At 64.7% G+C, this 17,466-nt stretch carries 11 protein-coding genes, 1 tRNA gene and 1 pseudogene; 6 read left to right on the top strand and 7 right to left on the bottom strand.

Translation table 11 applies throughout. The features are described 5' to 3' along the window. Positions 1-61: 61 nt before the first annotated feature. The 3 genes from infB to rimP all read right to left on the bottom strand — a co-directional run bounded on the left by infB (position 62) and on the right by rimP (position 4,981). Positions 62-2,899, bottom strand: a complete 2,838-nt coding sequence (gene infB, locus O9335_RS03495; RefSeq protein ID WP_298383624.1) for a translation initiation factor IF-2 — start codon at positions 2,897-2,899, stop codon at positions 62-64. 73 nt (positions 2,900-2,972) lie between these two features. Further along, on the bottom strand, positions 2,973-4,448 hold the full coding sequence (nusA, locus tag O9335_RS03490; protein ID WP_298383622.1) for a transcription termination factor NusA: 1,476 nt from the start codon (positions 4,446-4,448) through the stop codon (positions 2,973-2,975). Beyond that, positions 4,445-4,981 (bottom strand): ribosome maturation factor RimP, encoded by a 537-nt coding sequence (rimP, locus tag O9335_RS03485; RefSeq protein WP_298383620.1) that lies wholly within the window; start codon positions 4,979-4,981, stop codon positions 4,445-4,447. Before rimP ends, nusA begins: the two co-directional genes overlap by 4 nt. A 172-nt stretch (positions 4,982-5,153) precedes the next feature. Between rimP and fabI the strand changes: the two genes are divergently transcribed. Then, positions 5,154-5,933: an enoyl-ACP reductase FabI gene (fabI, locus tag O9335_RS03480; RefSeq protein WP_298383617.1), complete on the top strand. Its 780-nt coding sequence runs from the start codon at positions 5,154-5,156 to the stop codon at positions 5,931-5,933. A 54-nt stretch (positions 5,934-5,987) separates the two neighbouring features. Here fabI and O9335_RS03475 read toward each other — a convergent pair whose 3' ends face one another. Continuing rightward, entirely contained in the window at positions 5,988-8,255 is a 2,268-nt protein-coding gene (locus O9335_RS03475; RefSeq protein WP_298383616.1) for an arginine/lysine/ornithine decarboxylase, read from the bottom strand. A 141-nt stretch (positions 8,256-8,396) separates the two neighbouring features. Between O9335_RS03475 and O9335_RS03470 the strand changes: the two genes are divergently transcribed. The 4 genes from O9335_RS03470 (at position 8,397) to O9335_RS03455 (ending at position 10,276) form a co-directional block, all read left to right on the top strand. Continuing rightward, positions 8,397-8,831 carry an NfeD family protein gene (locus O9335_RS03470; RefSeq protein ID WP_298383613.1) on the top strand — a complete coding sequence of 145 codons (435 nt, stop codon included), beginning with the start codon at positions 8,397-8,399 and terminating at the stop codon, positions 8,829-8,831. 29 nt (positions 8,832-8,860) lie between these two features. Next, complete coding sequence (locus O9335_RS03465) at positions 8,861-9,769, top strand: stomatin-like protein (RefSeq protein WP_298383610.1); 909 nt, start codon at positions 8,861-8,863, stop codon at positions 9,767-9,769. Positions 9,770-9,777: 8 nt separating this feature from the next. Next, positions 9,778-10,164, top strand: a complete 387-nt coding sequence (locus O9335_RS03460) for a DUF2237 domain-containing protein (protein ID WP_298383606.1) — start codon at positions 9,778-9,780, stop codon at positions 10,162-10,164. A gap of 21 nt (positions 10,165-10,185) precedes the next feature. Continuing rightward, positions 10,186-10,276 (top strand) — tRNA-Ser (locus O9335_RS03455). A 60-nt stretch (positions 10,277-10,336) separates the two neighbouring features. Here the strand turns inward: O9335_RS03455 and O9335_RS03450 are convergent. The 3 genes from O9335_RS03450 to O9335_RS03440 form a co-directional block, all read right to left on the bottom strand. Next, positions 10,337-13,351 (bottom strand): ATP-binding protein, encoded by a 3,015-nt coding sequence (locus O9335_RS03450; RefSeq protein WP_298383604.1) that lies wholly within the window; start codon positions 13,349-13,351, stop codon positions 10,337-10,339. 7 nt (positions 13,352-13,358) lie between these two features. Next, the gene (locus O9335_RS03445; protein ID WP_298383601.1) at positions 13,359-16,379 is read right to left on the bottom strand and encodes an ATP-binding protein; all 3,021 of its coding nucleotides are present in this window, start codon (positions 16,377-16,379) and stop codon (positions 13,359-13,361) included. A 69-nt stretch (positions 16,380-16,448) separates the two neighbouring features. Then, entirely contained in the window at positions 16,449-16,967 is a 519-nt protein-coding gene (locus O9335_RS03440) for a response regulator (RefSeq protein WP_298383598.1), read from the bottom strand. 95 nt (positions 16,968-17,062) lie between these two features. Between O9335_RS03440 and O9335_RS03435 the strand changes: the two are divergent. Beyond that, positions 17,063-17,466 (top strand): annotated as a pseudogene (locus O9335_RS03435) (hypothetical protein); the annotation flags it as partial.

Below are 17,466 nucleotides of genomic sequence, written 5' to 3'. Positions count from 1 at the left end.
TGGACAAAGCCCCGCTGGCGTTGGGCGCCGGCGGGGCTCGTGAGCCGGGACAGCGCTGGAATTACAGCGTGCGTGCCACTTCCTTGACCTCGAAGAACTCCAGTTGGTCGCCCTCGTGGATGTCGGTGTAGTTCTTGAGCTTGACGCCGCACTCGAAGCCCTCACGGACCTCCTTGACGTCGTCCTTGAAGCGCTTGAGCGAATCCAACTCGCCGGTGTAAATGACCACGTTCTCGCGCAACAAGCGGAAGCGAGCGTCGCGCTTGACGATGCCGCTGGTGACCATGCAGCCTGCGATGGTGCCGATCTTGGTCGCCACGATGACGTTGCGGATCTCTGCCGTGCCCAGCACCTCTTCGCGCTGCTCGGGCGCCAGCATGCCGCCCATCGCCGCCTTCACTTCGTCCACGGCGTCGTAGATGACGTTGTAGTAGCGCAGGTCCACGCCATTGCCCTCGGCCAGCTTGCGAGCATTCGCATCGGCGCGCGTGTTGAAGCCGATGACCACGGCCTTGGACGCGATGGCGAGGTTGATGTCGGTTTCCGTGATACCACCGACCGCCGCGTGCACGATTTGCACGCGCACCTCGTCGGTGCTGAGCTTGAGCAGCGAGGTGGCCAGGGCTTCCTGGGAGCCTTGAACGTCGGCCTTGACGATCAGCGGCAGGGTCTGCGCTTCGCCCTTGCCCATGTTCTCGAACATATTTTCGAGCTTGGCGGCCTGCTGCTTGGCCAACTTGACGTCGCGGTACTTGCCCGCACGGAAGGTGGCGATTTCACGGGCGCGACGCTCGTCGGCCAGCACCAAGAACTCGTCACCGGCCAACGGCACGTCGGACAGGCCTTGGATCTCCACGGGAATGGACGGACCAGCCGATTGCGCCGGCCGGCCATCTTCGTCCAGCATGGCACGCACGCGGCCAAAGGTCGAACCCGCCAGCACAACGTCGCCTCGCTTGAGCGTGCCGCTTTGCACCAACACCGTGGCCACCGGGCCGCGCCCTTTGTCCAGTTTGGCTTCGATGACCAAGCCCTTGGCCATGGATTCCACCGGGGCCGTGAGCTCCAAAACTTCGGCCTGCAACAGCACGTTCTCGAGCAAGGTGTCGATGCCCTGCCCCGTCTTGGCCGACACCGGCACGAACGGCGAGTCGCCGCCGTACTCTTCCGGCACCACCTGTTCGCCCACCAGCTCCTGACGCACGCGATCGGGGTTCGCATCGGGTTTGTCGATCTTGTTGATCGCCACCACGATGGGCACACCCGCCGCCTTGGCATGGTGGATGGCTTCCTTGGTCTGCGGCATCACGCCGTCGTCGGCGGCCACCACCAAGATCACCAGGTCGGTCGCCTTGGCGCCGCGAGCCCGCATGGCCGTGAAGGCCTCGTGACCCGGGGTGTCGAGGAAGGTGATCACACCGCGAGGGGTTTCGACGTGGTAGGCGCCGATGTGTTGTGTGATGCCACCGGCTTCGCCAGAGGCCACGCGAGCACTGCGAATCTTGTCCAACAGCGAGGTCTTGCCGTGGTCGACGTGGCCCATCACCGTGACCACGGGAGGACGGGGCACGGACTCATGCTCGACGTCGGTGGCCTCGTCTTCCAGGAAGGCGTCGGGGTCATCCAGCTTGGCCGCGAAGGCCTTGTGGCCCATTTCTTCGACCACGATCATGGCCGTTTCCTGGTCCAGCGGCTGGTTGATGGTGACCATCTGACCCAACTGCATCAGTTTCTTGATGACCTCAGCCGCCTTGACCGACATCTTGTGAGCCAAGTCGCCCACGGTGATGGTTTCAGGAATGTGGACCTCTTGCACCACCGGCTCGGTCGGCGCCACGAAGGTGCTGGGGGCGTCGCCACGGTCACCGCGCCGGCCCGCGCCGCGCGGCGCCTTCCAGCCCGCACCCGCGGCCGCTCCGCGACCTGCGCCCGCATCGCTTCGGCCCTTGGCCGGTGCGCCCCGCTTCTTGGCATCGTCGGCCCAGGAGCTGGACAGCTTCTCGCTCTTGATGGACTTTTTGTCGCCGGGCTTGGCGCCAGCCGGCGCTGCCGGGGCTCCGGGTGCGCCCGCCTTCTTGTGGATGGTGCCCTTGATCCCGGTGGGTTCGGCCGGCTTCGGCTCCTCCGGTTTCTTGGCCACCAAGACCTTCTTGGGCGCATTCATCATGGCGCGGATGGCGGCCGCCTCGGCCTCGGCCGCCTTGCGGCGGCGATCCAACTCGGCCTGCTTGGCCTTCTCTTCGGCACTGATGGCCGCCGCCTTCACCACGCGGACGGCCGGCTTGGCTTCGGCAGGCGCCGGGGCTGGCACAGGCTCGGCCGCCTTGGCCTCCGCTTTGGCCTCCGCCTTGGTCTTGGGCTGCGCCGCTGCTGCCTCTTCGGCGGCCTTCGCGGCAGCCGCAGCCGCAGCGGCAGCCGCCGCGCGGGCTTCTGCCTCTTCCCGCGCCCGCCGCTCGGCCTCTTCACGTTCCCGCGCCACCCGCTCCAACTCGGCTTGCTCGCGAGCCAGCGCCTCTGCTTGGGCCCGCGCCTCTTCCTCGCGGCGCGCCAAATCGGCCGCCTCCGCCGCTTCGGCAGCGGCCACGTCTTCGCCTGGCACGTCCTCGCGCTTGATGAAGGTGCGCTTTTTCTTGACCTCCACCTGGATGGTGCGGGCCTTGCCGCTCGCGTCGGCCTGCTTGATCTCGCTGGTGGTCTTGCGCGTCAGCGTGATCTTCTTGCGCTCCGCCCCCGTGCCATGCGCCTGACGCAGGTGCTCCAGCAGGCGCTCTTTGTCGGATTCGGTCAGCGCGTCGCTGTCCGAAGCCTTGGGAACACCCGCCGCTTGCAGTTGTTCAAGCAGGGTACTGGCCGGCCGGTTCAACTCGGTGGCGAACTGGGCGACAGTGGTCACAGCCATTGTGGGAATCCTTGAATCTCTTCGGGCGTCTGGGGCAGTCGGCGCGTGGGGGGAGGAATGCTCGAACGAGGGCTCAAGCGAACCAGTGTTCGCGGGCTTTCAAAATCAGGGCCTTGGCGTCGTCTTCGGGCATGCCGGTGATGTCCACCAACTCGTCCACGGCCAGATCCGCCAAGTCGTCTCGGGTGTGAACGCCGCCGCCCGCCAGCTTGGCGACGAGGTCTGGCGTCACGCCGTCCAGGTCGCGCAAGTTTTGCGACACCTCTTCCACCGACTCCTCACGAGCGATTTCAAGGGTGAGCAACGCGTCCTTGGCACGGGCACGCAACTCGTTCACGGTGTCCTCGTCGAACGACTCGATCTCCAGCATTTCGGCCAGCGGCACGTAGGCCACCTCTTCCAAGCTGGTGAAGCCCTCGGCAATGAGGATGTCGGCCACTTCAGCGTCCACGTCCAGCTTGTCGATGAACAACTTGCGAACGCCTTCATCCTCTTCGGCCTTGCGTGCCGCCGACTCCTCGGCCGACATGATGTTGATGCGCCAGCCCGTCAGCTCAGAGGCCAAGCGGACGTTTTGCCCACCCTTGCCGATGGCGATGGCCAGGTTGTCTTCGTCCACCACCACGTCCATGGCATGGCGCTCTTCGTCCACCATGATGGACGACACATTGGCCGGGGCCAGCGCGCCGATGACGAACTGGGCCGGGTCGTCGCTCCACAACACGATGTCGACGCGCTCGCCGGCCAACTCGTTCGTCACGGCGGTCACGCGCGAACCGCGCACGCCCACGCAAGTCCCGATCGGGTCGACCCGGCGATCGTGTGACACCACCGCGATCTTGGCGCGGCTGCCGGCGTCGCGGGCACAGCTCTTGATTTCCAACAGGCCCTGCTCAATCTCGGGCACTTCCTGCAGGAACAGCTCTTTCATGAACTCGGGCGACGAGCGGCTCAACATGATTTGAGGCCCGCGCACGGTAGGGTCCACACCCAACAGCACCGCGCGAACACGATCGCCCGTGCGGAGGTTTTCCTTGGGGATCATTTCGGTGCGCTTGAGGCGCCCCTCCACGCGACCGCTCTCCACGATGATGTCGCCCTTGTCCAGGCGCTTGACCGTGCCGACGAAGATGCGCTCGCCGCGGGCCAGAAAATCGTTCAGCAACTGCTCCCGCTCGGCGTCGCGGATCTTTTGCAGGATCACTTGCTTGGCCGCCTGGGCGCCAATGCGGCCGATGGGCACGGACTCGATGCCTTCTTCGATGTAGTCGCCCACCTCGATGGCCCCCACGCGATCGGTAGCGTCGCTCAGCAACTCCTCGGCATCGGGGTTCTGCAGGCCAGCGCTGTCGGGCACGACCAACCAACGACGGAACGACTCGTAGTCGCCCGATTCGCGGTCGATGGCCACGCGGATGTCCACCTCACCGCCCACGAACTTCTTGGTGGCCTGGGCCAGGGCCGACTCCACGGCCGCGAACACCACCTCGCGTTCCACGCTCTTCTCGCGCGAAATGGCATCCACCAACAACAACAACTCGCGGTTCATGGGGTTTGGTCTCCGTCGGGCTTTTTTGGAATACGCGGGGTCGCCGGCTGGGCCTGGCGACCTTTGAAATTGATCACGGGCACGAGGCGGGCTTCGCGCACCTCGGCCAGCTGAAAGTCCAGGGCTTGTTCGTGGCCAGGCTCGCCGAACACCAAGCGCCACTGCTCGGCGCGGTCGCCGTGCTGCAAAAGACCGCGGTACTTCTTGCGACCTTGGAACGCCATGCGCAGGGTGATGTCGACATCCACGCCCACAAAGCGGGCGTAGTGAGCTGGCGTGTTCAGGGGACGATCCAAGCCGGGCGACGACACCTCGAGGCGCTGGTAGTCCACGCCTTCCACTTCCAGCACGTACTGGAGTTGCCGGGTCACGCGCTCGCAGTCATCGACCGTGACGAAGGTTTCGGGCTGACCCTCGGCAGGCGAAAGATGGTCGATCGTGACGCGCAGCAGGCCGCCGGCAGAGCGCTCGCACTCCACCATCTCCAGGCCCAAGCCCGTCACCGTCTTTTCCACCGTCGCTTGCCAACTCATCCGGAGCGAACACCCAATTTCGGATCGACCAAAAAAAATGGGCTGGATCGAACCGCCCACGCTAGACATTTCAGCGAAGCGACGATTCTAGCCCGAACTTGGCTCGGGTTCACCCGCACCATGGGTGGCGTGCCAGAATCTCGACCCGTTTTTGAGACTCCGGAACCACAACATGGGCTTTCTTGCCGGCAAGCGTTTTTTGATCAGCGGCGTGCTTTCCAACCGTTCCATCGCCTATGGCATTGCCAAGGCTTGCCACCGTGAAGGCGCCGAGCTGGCCTTCTCTTACGTGGGCGAGCGCTTCAAAGAACGCATCACCGAGTTCGCTGCGGAGTTCGGGTCCACACTGGTTTTCGATTGCGACGTGGGCAGCGACGAGCAAATCGACCGCACCTTTGCGCAACTCGGCGAAGTGTGGCCAGTGTTCGATGGGTTCGTGCACTCCATCGGATTTGCGCCGCGCGAAGCCATTGCCGGCAGCTTTCTCGAAGGCTTGAGTCGGGAGAACTTCCGCATCGCCCACGACATCAGCGCCTACAGCTTCCCCGCCATGGCCAAAGCCGCAGCGCCGCGCCTGCGATCGGGCGGCTCGCTGTTGACCTTGTCTTACCTGGGCGCCCTGCGCTTCGTGCCGAGCTACAACACCATGGGCTTGGCCAAAGCCAGCTTGGAAGCCAGCGTGCGCTACCTCGCCCAGGACTTGGGCGCCAGGGGTGTGCGGGTGAATGGCATCTCGGCCGGCCCGATCAAGACCTTGGCCGCGTCGGGCATCAAGGACTTCGGCAAGCTGCTCGGCCAGTTCGCGGCCAGCGCCCCCATCCGCCGCAACGTCACCATCGACGACGTGGGCAATGCCGCGGCCTTCCTGCTGTCGGATTTGGCCGCCGGCATCAGCGCCGAGATCCTTTACGTGGATGGCGGCTTCAGCCAAGTGGCACTGGGCGGCGAGTGAGCGCCTGAGCCTGCGCTCACAGCATCAGGGGCCCCGCGGGGCCCCTGATTCGTTTCACGGCTTCACGCAATCCACGTAGTAGCGGCTGCGCCCCGTTTCTTCGTCCACCTCATGCACCAGGCCGTGCACGTCGGTGGCAAACCCGGGGAACTTGGCGTTGAAGGTGCGGGTGAACTTCAGGTAGTCGACGATCTTCTTGTTGAAGCGCTCGCCGGGGATCAGCAACGGGATGCCCGGCGGGTAGGGCGTCAGCAGGCTGGTGGTGATCCGCCCTTCCAACTCGTCGATGGCCACCCGCTCGGTCTTGCGCTGGGCGATGTGAGCGTAAGCGTCGGTCGGCGTCATGGCCGGCTGGAGGTTGGAGAGGTACATCTCCGTCGTCAAACGGGCGATGTCGCCTTCGGCATACGCTTGGTGGATGCTCTGACACAGGTCGCGCAAACCCATCCGCTCGTACTTGGGGTGCGCGGCGCAGAACTCCGGCAAGATGCGCCACAGCGGCGCGTTCTTGTCGTAGTCGTCCTTGAATTGCTGCAGGGCGGTCACCAGGGTGTTCCAGCGGCCCTTGGTGATGCCGATGGTGAACATGATGAAGAAGGAGTAGAGCCCCGTCTTCTCAACCACCACGCCGTGCTCGACCAAGAACTTGGTCACCACCGAGGCCGGGATACCCGTGGCAGCGAAGCGGCCCTCCATGTCCAAGCCCGGGGTGATGATGGTGGACTTGATCGGGTCCAGCATGTTGAAGCCTTCGGCGATGGCGCCGAAACCATGCCAGTCTTCGTCAGCATGCAGCATCCAGTCGTCGGAGACCGGCTCGCTGCCTTCTTCGGCCCGCAGGTAGTCCGGCCCCCACACCTTGAACCACCAATCGCTGCCGTAGTCCTCGTCCACCTTGCGCATGGCGCGGCGGAAGTCGAGGGATTCCTTGATGCTCTCCTCCACCAGCGCCGTGCCACCCGGCGGCTCCATCATGGCAGCTGCCACGTCGCAGCTGGCGATGATGCTGTACTGAGGACTCGTGCTGGTGTGCATCAGGTAGGCCTCGTTGAACAAGTGTTTGTCCAACTTGACCTGCTGCGAGTCCTGCACCAAAACCTGCGAAGCCTGAGAGATGCCCGCCAGCAGTTTGTGCGTGCTTTGCGTCGCGTACACCATGGCCTCCTTGGGGCGCGGGCGGTTCTTGCCCATGGCGTGGAACTGCCCGTAGAAGTCGTGGAACGCCGCGTGCGGCAACCAAGCCTCGTCAAAGTGCAAGGTCGGGATGTAGCCGTCCAGGTTCTTCTTGATGACCTCGGTGTTGTAGAGCACGCCGTCGTAAGTGCTCTGCGTCAAGGTGAGGATGGACGGCTTGACGCTGTCCGGGTCCACGTGCGCCAACAAGGGGTTGGCGGCGATCTTGGCGCGGATGGTCTCCGGACTGAATTCACTCTCGGGGATGGGGCCGATGATCCCGTAGTGGTTGCGCGTGGGTGTCAGAAACACCGGAATGGCGCCGCACATGATGATGGCGTGCAGGTTGCTCTTGTGGCAGTTGCGGTCGATGACCACCACGTCGCCGGGGGCCACGGTGTGGTGCCACACCATCTTGTTGCTGGTGCTGGTGCCGTTGGTGACGAAGAAGCAGTGATCGGCGTTGAAGATGCGAGCCGCATTCTTTTCGCTGGCCGCCACCGGGCCGGTGTGATCCAGCAACTGACCGAGTTCTTCCACGGCGTTGCAGACGTCGGCCCGCAGCATGTTTTCGCCGAAGAATTGATGAAACATCTGGCCCACCGGGCTCTTCAAGAAGGCCACGCCGCCGGAGTGCCCTGGGCAGTGCCAGCTGTACGACCCGTCCTGGGCGTAATCCATCAAGGCCTTGAAGAACGGGGGGGCCAAGCCATCGAGGTAGCTCTTGGCTTCCCGGATGATGTGGCGGGCCACGAACTCCGGCGTGTCCTCGAACATGTGGATGAAGCCGTGCAATTCACGCAGCACATCGTTGGGCAGGTGCTGGCTGGTGCGCGTCTCGCCGTAGATGTAGATCGGAATGTCGGGGTTGCGAAAGCGAATCTCGCCGATGAACTTGCGCAGGTTCAACACGGCGGGGTCCAACTCCGGCCCCGGGGTGAACTCTTCGTCATCGATGGACAAAATGAACGCGCTGGCGCGGCTTTGCTGCTGCGCAAACTGGCTCAGGTCCCCGTAGCTGGTGACCCCCAGCACGTCCATGCCCTCTTTTTTGATGGCATCGGCCAGCGCCCGGATGCCCAGTCCCGAGGCGTTCTCGGAGCGGTAGTCCTCGTCGATGATGACGATGGGAAAGTGAAAACGCAGCATCTCGGTGGCTCCTCGAACGGGCCGGACTCAAAAGGGGCGCGCAGTTTAGGGCTGCCGGCCCCGCGTAAGGGCAAGCATCGCACCCTAAACTGAACTCGACAGGAACCGTGGGGTTCCGTCCGCACACGAAGGGAAGCGACGATGCAGGCGTCAACCGCATGGTGGATCTTGGCAGGCCTCCTGGTAGCGGCCGAGATGACCACCGGCACCATCTACCTTTTGATGCTCGCCTTCGCCGCCGCGGTCGGCGCGCTGGCGGCCCACTTTGGGATGCCCGCCAGCACACAAATCGCCTTGGCCGCGTTGACGGGCGCCCTGAGCACGGCCGGTTGGTACGTTTACCGACGGCGCCATCGCCAGGAGCCCACCACGGTCCAAGCCGACCGCAACCTCAATTTGGACATTGGCGAAACCGTCACCGTGACCGCCTGGGACGCTCACGGCCGCACGCAGGTGATGCACCGAGGCGCAGCCTGGGCCGCACGCCTGGCCACCGGCCATGAGGCCCGCAGCGGATGGCACCGCATCAAGGCGCTGGACGGCAACACGCTGGAACTCGAACCCGTCGACGACTGACCCCTCAACCTCCGCACCGCAGGTCCATCATGGAAATCGCACTCGTCCTGGCCATCGTGGCCATCATCTTCATCAGCCGCGCCATCCGCATCGTGCCGCAGCAAAACGCCTTCGTCGTGGAACGCTTGGGCAAGTTCGACCGGACGATGACGCCCGGCCTGCACCTGCTGGTGCCCTTCATCGACCGCTTGGCCTACAAGCATTCGCTGAAGGAGATTCCGTTGGATGTCCCCAGCCAGGTTTGCATCACCAAGGACAACACGCAGCTCACCGTCGACGGCATCCTGTACTTCCAGGTGACCGATCCCATGCGCGCAAGCTATGGGTCCAGCAACTACATCGTCGCCATCACGCAGTTGGCCCAAACCACGCTGCGCTCGGTCATCGGTCGCATGGAGTTGGACAAGACCTTCGAAGAGCGTGACGCCATCAACGCCGCTGTGGTGCAAGCGTTGGACGAAGCCGCATCCAACTGGGGCGTGAAGGTCCTCCGATACGAGATCAAGGACCTGACGCCGCCCGCCGAGATCCTGCGCGCCATGCAGGCCCAGATCACGGCCGAGCGGGAAAAGCGCGCGTTGATCGCCGCCTCTGAAGGTCGTCGGCAGGAGCAGATCAACATCGCCACGGGCGAGCGCGAGGCCGCCATTGCCCGCTCTGAAGGCGAGAAGCAAGCCGAAATCAACAAGGCCCTGGGCGAAGCCGCCGCCATCACGGCCGTGGCCGATGCGACCGCCGACGCCATCCAGAAGATTGCCCACGCCATTCAGCAGCCCGGCGGCGACCAAGCCGTTCAGCTCAAGGTGGCCGAAAAGGCGGTGGACGCCTATGCCCAGCTGGCTCAGAAGAACAACACGATGATCGTGCCGGGCAACATGACAGAGGTCAGCGGCCTGATCGGCACCGCCATGGCGCTGATGAAGGGCCACAAAGCGTGAGCCTGAAGATGTCAGTCGTTCGAAACGTGCTGGGCGGCCCGCTGCAGCCCTGCTCCTTCGACCCCCTCACCGGCTGGCGCCGCGACGGCTGCTGCCACACCGACACCCACGATTTGGGCAGTCACACGGTGTGCGCCCGCATGACCCCGGCCTTCTTGAACCACCAGTTGGAGCGCGGCAACGACCTCATCACCCCTCGCCCGGCACTGCGTTTTCCCGGTCTCAAGCCAGGCGATCGTTGGTGCGTCTGCGTGCGCCGCTGGCGTGAAGCGTACGAGAACGGCTACGCGCCGCCGGTGGTGCTGGAATGCACGCACGAGCGAACCCTGGATGTCGTGCCGCTCGAGTGGCTCCGTGAGCACGCGTGGCCGCATCCCGAGGCCAGCGACGCCTGACGGGTTAGAATCGCGGGCTTCGGAGAGATGGATGAGTGGTTTAAGTCGCACGCCTGGAAAGCGTGTGTGGGTTAACAGCCCACCGCGGGTTCGAATCCCGCTCTCTCCGCCAAGACCAACGCAAAAACGGGCCTCACGGCCCGTTTGCCGTTTCCAGCCCCTGTCGCGCCCCTCAATCCTTGCCGGCCGGCAAAGCGACGCGGAAGGTGGTGCCGACCCCAACAGCGCTCTCCAGCCAGATGCGGCCCCGGTGCTTCTCGACGATCTTTTTGACGATGTCGAGCCCCAGGCCACTGCCCTCGCCCACCGGCTTGGTCGTGAAGAAGGGTTCGAAGATGCGGCTTTGGATGTCGGCCGGGATGCCGCAGCCGGTGTCGGCGATGGACACGATCTCATGGCTCGCCGTCTCGCCCTCGCCCGCGGCGATCGACACGGTCAGGGTGCCGCTGAACTTCATGGCCTGAAGCGCGTTTTGGATGAGGTTGGTCCACACTTGGCTGAGTTCGTCGGGGTAGCCATCAATCCGACCCTCGCTGTCGAACTGACAGACCAACTCGGTGCCGTGCTTGATCTTGCTGTTGTAGAGGGTGAGTACCGTCGCAAGGCTCTCGCGCAGGCTCATCGGGACGGCTTCTTCCGCGCGACCTTGACGGGCGTAGGTCTTCAAGGCAAAGACGATGCGACTGACGGTGGCCACAGCGGTGTTGATGTTGGCCGCATTGCTGACCGCCAGGGCCAAGTTGTAGACCACGCGCAGGATGTCGTTCAGCCGGGGGCTGGACAGCAGAGGGACCAGGGCGGGCACATCGGCGGTCGTGACGCGGCACTCCACCAAAGTGGCCGCGTGGGCGCGGGCGTCGGGCATGCCCTGGGCTTCGAGCGCGTTGGCCACATCGCGCACCAGGGCTCGCTCTTCACGGCTGCTGAGCATGGTGACTGGGCGCTGCAGCAGGTGCAGCAGCGCCAAGACGGCGGGCGTTTCATCCGGGGTGAGGCTGCGCATCAACTCGGGCAACTCGTACAGGGCTTGAACCAGTGACTCGGCAATGCTCTGCCCGCTGCTCTTGATGGCCCCGATCGGGGTGTTGATCTCGTGGGCCACATTGGCCACGAGTTGACCCAGAGATGCCATTTTTTCCTGCAGCACCATGGTGACCTGGGCCTGCTGCAGCGCTTGATAGGCTTCAGCGTTGGCCAAGGCAATGGCGCCGTAGGCGCACAGGCTCTTGAAGATGGCCACCTCACGATCGCCATAGGCGTGCGAGCGCTGGGACTGGATCGACATGATGCCCAGCAGGCGCCCCGCGACGGTGAGCGGGGCGTACAGGATGCTGAGGGTGGGCTGCGTGCCCGGCAGACTGCTCACCTCGTCGGGCTTCGGGTTTTGGACCACGACTTGGTTTTCGACGATGCAGCGGTGGCTGGCGTGCCCCGGCCGCAGCGGCGTGGTCATGGTGGGGATTCGTTGTCCATCTTCGATCCCGAACACCAAGGTGCGGGTGGTGAGGCTGTCATCGACGAAGAACACCGCGTAGCTGAACGCGTCCATCAGCCCCTGCACATGGCGGTGCAGGGTGGTGAAGACCGCCTCGGTGTCCAGGTTGCGGGTGATTTCCCGCCCGATGGAGCCCATGTTCTCCAGCGTGATCAGAGCCTCTGACAGGGTCTTGCTGCGCTGCACTTCCGTTTCGCGCTGCAATCTGAGCTGCTGGGCCTGAGCATGCAAGGCATCGGTTTCCTCGCGCAATCGCAAGGCGGCTGCGCGGTCGCTGGCGCCTTGGGCGTGGATGCGTTCAGCCGCTTGAGCCGCCTGGACGATGAGTTCGTAGGCCTTCTGGTGATGCCCGATTTCGGCATAGGCGTCTGCGGCGAACTCCAAAAAGGCTTGCGGCAAGTTGACGTCCGGGAGGACCTGGGCCATGGCCAAGGCCGCCTCGATGCAATGCAAGCGGCCGAGAAATGGCTCGCTGGGGTCGCTGACCTGCCACCCCTCGTCGGGCAGTTCGGCCAACGCACAAAACATCTGCAACTGCCACTCGGGGTTGCCGGTGCTCACGGCCACCGACAGCCCAGCCTGGAGCTTGGCATGGGCCAGCGCCCACCGACCCGCCTGCAAGTGGGCGCGAGCCAAGCCTTTGTGGCATTCCATGACGTACTGCGCCAGTTGATGCGCCTGAATCCGCCCTTCAACCCCTTCAAAGTAGGCGATCGCTTCCTCGGTGCGGCCCTGGCGCAAGGCCAACTGCCCGGAGGTCACCAGCGCGGTGCAGTAGTGGATGGAGTCCTTGAGGGGCTCTATCAACGCCAGGCTCTCGCGCTGCTTGGCCCAGGCTTCGTCCAGCCGCCCCAGGTCGGTCAGGGCCAACGACATTTCGTTCAAGACCAAGGCCTGTTCGTAGGCCGCTTGCCGCTTCTTGGCCCAGCCTGCGGCGTTCTCGGTCAGCTCCAGGGCCGACGTCAAGTCGCCCATCGCCCGGAAACACTCCGCGGTGTTCCAGGCGCACCGGCAGGCCAACAGCAGGTGGCCGCATGCCAGTGCCGCCTCGATGCTGAGAGCGCCGTCGCGCGCTGCGCGTTTGGTCTGGCCCCGCAAGATGTTCAGGGTGCAAGACGCCTGCCGGATGTATGCCTCCGCCAACTTGGACTTGGGCTGCACATGGCCGAAGAGTTGCTCCCACCGCTGGCGAGCCATGCTTGCGTCTTGGAAGGAGAGCTCCAGCACCAGATGCGCCTGGGCGGCCTGAATGCGCGCCTCATCGCCACCTCGCTCGTAGGCGATCAGGGCCGACTCCAGGCTTTGCACGAGCCGCTCCGGGTCGCCGGAGTCGCGCCAGAGGTTGACCATGGCCCAGTGCGCATCGCCCACACCCAGCGGGTCTTGCAAGGCATGGAACTGGGCCAAGGCTCCTTGGATGAGCCCCGTCGCGTCTGCGTTGCTTGCCCGCATGCTGGCCAACTCGCCCCGCAGCAAGCGCAATCGAGCATCGGCGCTCGCCCGTTGCTGGGGGTCATCCCAGCCCGCCAAGCGCCCCCCAAGTGCCTCGGCCATTCGCAGGGCTCGGTCGGGATCGCGCTGGCGCATGTGCCAAGCCAGTTGGAGCAAGTCGGGCAGAGCCGCCTGAGTGCCCGCTTGCTGAACGCGCACCTCCAGCTCGGTCACCTCGGCATTGGGGGCGAAAAGTTGCATGGCTGACTCAACCGGTTTGACCGCCCAAGGCGGGCAGCACCACCCTGAAGGTGGATCCCTCACCCACAACGCTTTCCAACCCGATTCGACCCTGGTGCTTTTCGACGATCTTCTTGACGATGTCGAGCCCCAGGCCGCTGCCCTCGCCCGCCGGTTTGGTGGTGAAAAAGGGCTCGAAGATTCGGCTTTGAATCTCGGACGGAATGCCACAGCCGGTGTCGCAGATCGACACCACGTGGTGCCCCCCGAGTTCGCCCTCGCCCCGGGCAATGGTCACGCTCAGGGTTCCGCTGAAGTTCATGGCTTGCAGGGCGTTCTGGATCAGGTTGGTCCAGACTTGGCTGAGTTCGTCAGGGAAGCCCTGAATCCGACCCTCGCAGTCGAACTGGCAGACCAGCTCGGTGCCGTGCTTGATCTTGCTGCTGTACAGCGTCAACACGGTTTCCAGACTCTCGCGCAGATTCATCGGCACGGCTTCTTCAGAATGGCCTTGACGAGCGTAGGTCTTGAGGGCAAACACGATGCGGCTGACGGTGGCCACGGCGGTGTTGATGTTGGCTGCGTTGTTGAAGGCCAGGGCCAGGTTGTGGCTGACCCGCAGGATGGTGTCCAAGCGGGGGTTGGCCAGCAGCGGCACGAGCACCGGCAAATCGGCCGTGGTGAAGCGGCAATCGACCAAGGTGGCGGCGCGGGCGCGGGCATCGGGCACGCCGTGCGCCTCGAGCACGCTGGTCACATCGCGCACCAAGGCGCGCTCCTCGCGGCTGCTGAGCATGGGGGCCGGGCGCCGCAGCAGATGGCGCAACTCCAACACCGCTGGCATTTCGTCGGGGCTCAGGCTCAGCAACAGTGCCGGCATTTCGTCCAGCGCCTGGACCAGGGACTCGGCGATGCTCTGCCCGCTGCTCTTGATGGCGCCAATGGGGGTGTTGATCTCGTGCGCCACGTTGGCCACCAATTGACCCAACGAGGCCATCTTTTCCTGCTGCACCATCGAGGCTTGCGCTTGCTGCAGGGCTTGGTAGGTTTCAGCATTGGCCAGGGCGATGGCGCCGTACGCGCACAGGCTCTTGAAGATCGCCACCTCCCGCTTGCCGTACGCATGCGCCCTGGGTGACTGGATGGACATGATGCCCAGCAGCCGATCACCGGCCGTCATGGGCCCGTACAGCACGCTCAGGCTGTCGGCGGTGCCGGGGATGTTGCCGCCGGAATTGGGCTCGAACTCTTCCAGCACGGCTTGGTTTTCGACGATGCAGCGGTGGCCTGGGTGTCCGGGATCGAGGCTGAGCGTGATGACCGGATAGCGCTCGCCCCCTTCCATGCCGAACACCAGGGTTCGCGTGGTTCGAGCGTCGTTGACGAAATAGACGTCAAAGCTGTAGGCGTCCATCAAGCCATGGACGTGCTCGTACAGGGTCGTGAATACGGCCTCGAAGTCCAGGTGCCGCGTGATTTCACGGCCAATGGCCCCCATGTCCTCCAGGGTGCTCAAGGCCTGCGCCAAGGTGCTGCTCCGCGCCGCCTCAACCTCGTGCTGCCGACGCAGGGCCTCGGCCTCACGCTGGAGGCTCTCCACCTCTTGACGCACGCGCAGCGCCGCGGCCTGTTTGGCGCTTTCTTCCGAGCGTTGGTGGCCGCGCGACTGAATGGCCCAACGCATCAAGCGATGGGCTTGCTCAAAACGGCCCTCTTGGGCCTGCAACCCGGCCGCCCACTGCAAGAACGGCGGAGGCAAGCCCTGCGCGGTTTCGTTCGCATAGGCGTGCGCCCGATCGAAGCCTTGCAGCGCTTGGGCTCGGGCCAAAGGGTCGGACGAACCGCCAGCCACCGGCAACTCAGCCAAGGTGCACATGGCCGTCAGCGCCCAGCGGGGGTTGCCCTGATCTTGAGCCAAGCTCAGGGCCTCTTCGGCCCACCCGAGCGCTTGGTCTTTGTCCCCCAGCCGGCCGTGCACGCACGCCAAGCCGTTGCAGCTGCGGAAGACGTTCTCCAAGAGCCGCACGCGCTCTGGCATTTGCACGGCTTGGCTGAACCAGGTCAGGGCTTGGTCATGGTCGCCTTCGAGCTCGGCTTGGCTGGCGGCGTCGTTGAGCAACTCGCACGCCATGGTGGAGTGCGGCAAGGCCGCGAGCAACTTCAAGGCCCGGCCGCGCCAGTCCTTGGCCTCGACCCGCTGGCCCAGTTGCAGCAGGCTGTTGGCAATCTCGCCCATGGCCATGGCCTGGGCCAGCACCGATTGAGAGGTCTCGGCCCAATGCAAGGCCTTCTGAGCCCAGTCGAGTGAGAGGTGGGTGTCACCGATCCCGCGAAAGAACTCGGCCAAGGCAGTGGCGTGGGTGGCCGCCGTCTCCAAAGCGCCGCAGCCCAAGGCGTCATCCACGCTTTGTTGCCCCAGCCGCAGGCACTCCGCACTGCTGCCGCCCAGCATGGTGGCGACCAAATGCCGGCACTGCGCCACCAAGGCTTGTGCGTAGATCCCGGGCCGAGGCCCCTCCTGCCGCAGCAGTGCATCCAGTTCGGTCTGCCCTTGCTTGGGGTAGGCGAACAGCAGGTCGATGATTTCCACCGCCCGTGCCGCCCATTGCCGGGTGACATCGCCGCTCTTGAGGTAGGCCGAAAGGGCGAGCGAGGGGGCTTGGTCGGACAGCGCGGCGTTGCCCAGGTTGCGCCAAAGGCCAATGGCCACGAAATGTGCGTCTCCGATCCCGATCGGGTCTTGCAGCGCCTCGAATGCAGCCAGCGCCTCCTGCCACAGCGGCAGCGCCGCTTCGCATGAGGCGCGGCGTGCCATGACGTCCACCCGCACCAGCGCCAAACGCGCACTTGCGCGCTGGCTTTCTGGGCCATCCCCTTGGAGGTTCAGCCGCTCTTGCAGCGCTTCGGTCATCTGGCAGGCGCGGTCGGGGTCGCGCTGCCGGCGCTGCCACGCCAGATCGACCAGATCGCTCAGTGCCGCATGGTCGCCGGCGTTGTGGATTCGGGCTTCCAGGGCCGCCACCACCTCGTTGGATGCGAAAAGCGGCACCGGCAAGGCTGCGTCTGTTGACGTTTCCACCTTCCGTCCAGCAACCATGGTGGCCGTCATTGCGTTGGCTCAGGCACCCGCGGTTGGCCCGTGCGACGACCCCATCTCTTGCCCCGATGCCTGGCCAAACGCTTGCTGCATGACCTGCACCTTGCGCTCCAGCTCGGCCACCCGAGCCAACAAGGCCACCTCTCGAACGCGGGCTTGAACGGCCGAGCGAGCGGTGAGGGCCAAGTCGGCGTTGTTGAACGGCTTTTCCAGAAACCGATAGAGGTTGGCTTCGTTGATGACACGCTTCACGCCATCGAAGTCAGCCTGGCCCGTGAGCATGATCTTGATCATTTGCGGGCTCTTCTCGTGGAGCCGCACCAGCAGCTCGTCGCCGCGCATGCTGGGCATGATGAAGTCCGAGATGACCACATGCACATCGCGCCCTTCGGCACGGAACTCGTCCAGGATTTCCAGCGCCTCTTGGCCGCTTTCCGCAATCTCGACCTGACAGGGCACGCCCAGCGTTTTCGTGAGCAGGGTGCGCAAAGACTGAAGAACGGTCTTGTCGTCGTCGACGCAAAGGATCACGGGCATCATGAAACAGGGCTCCGGTCAGGATCGATTTGGGTGGTGCATCAGGAAGGGCGAGAACGGGGTCGCTCAGCGCTGGGCCGTTCACGTCGCCGCCTCGGGTGGCAGGTTCGCCGCAATGCGCTCGCAGGGCAAGAGCACAACTGCACGAAAACCCTTGGGCGCTGGGCCCGATTGAGCGCCATCGGGCCGGTTTTGCCGCCAAATCCGGGCTCCGGACGCACCCGGGCGCGGGGATCCACCGGTCTTTCTTCCCCCTGGCGGACGCCAACAACATCGTCGTTCGCCGTGGACACCCTCCGATCCACCTCGCTCGCCGGCTCGACTTCACCAAGCCCGCGCGCTTCGAGCACACCGACGAAGCGCACACCAAAACCCTGCGGGCCCTGATTGCCAAGCACACCAAGCAAGCGCTGCTGCCGCTCGGCGACCCCATCATGGGCAGCCAAGCCGAGGTGCGCAACAACACGCCGCCCGGGGAGCACCCAGGAGTCTGCGCGGCAGA

Source organism: Inhella sp., assembly GCF_027532025.1.
Lineage (GTDB): Bacteria > Pseudomonadota > Gammaproteobacteria > Burkholderiales > Burkholderiaceae_C > Inhella.
The sequence above is the reverse complement of the archived record's forward strand: the minus strand, read 5'-3'. Positions and strand labels throughout refer to the sequence as shown.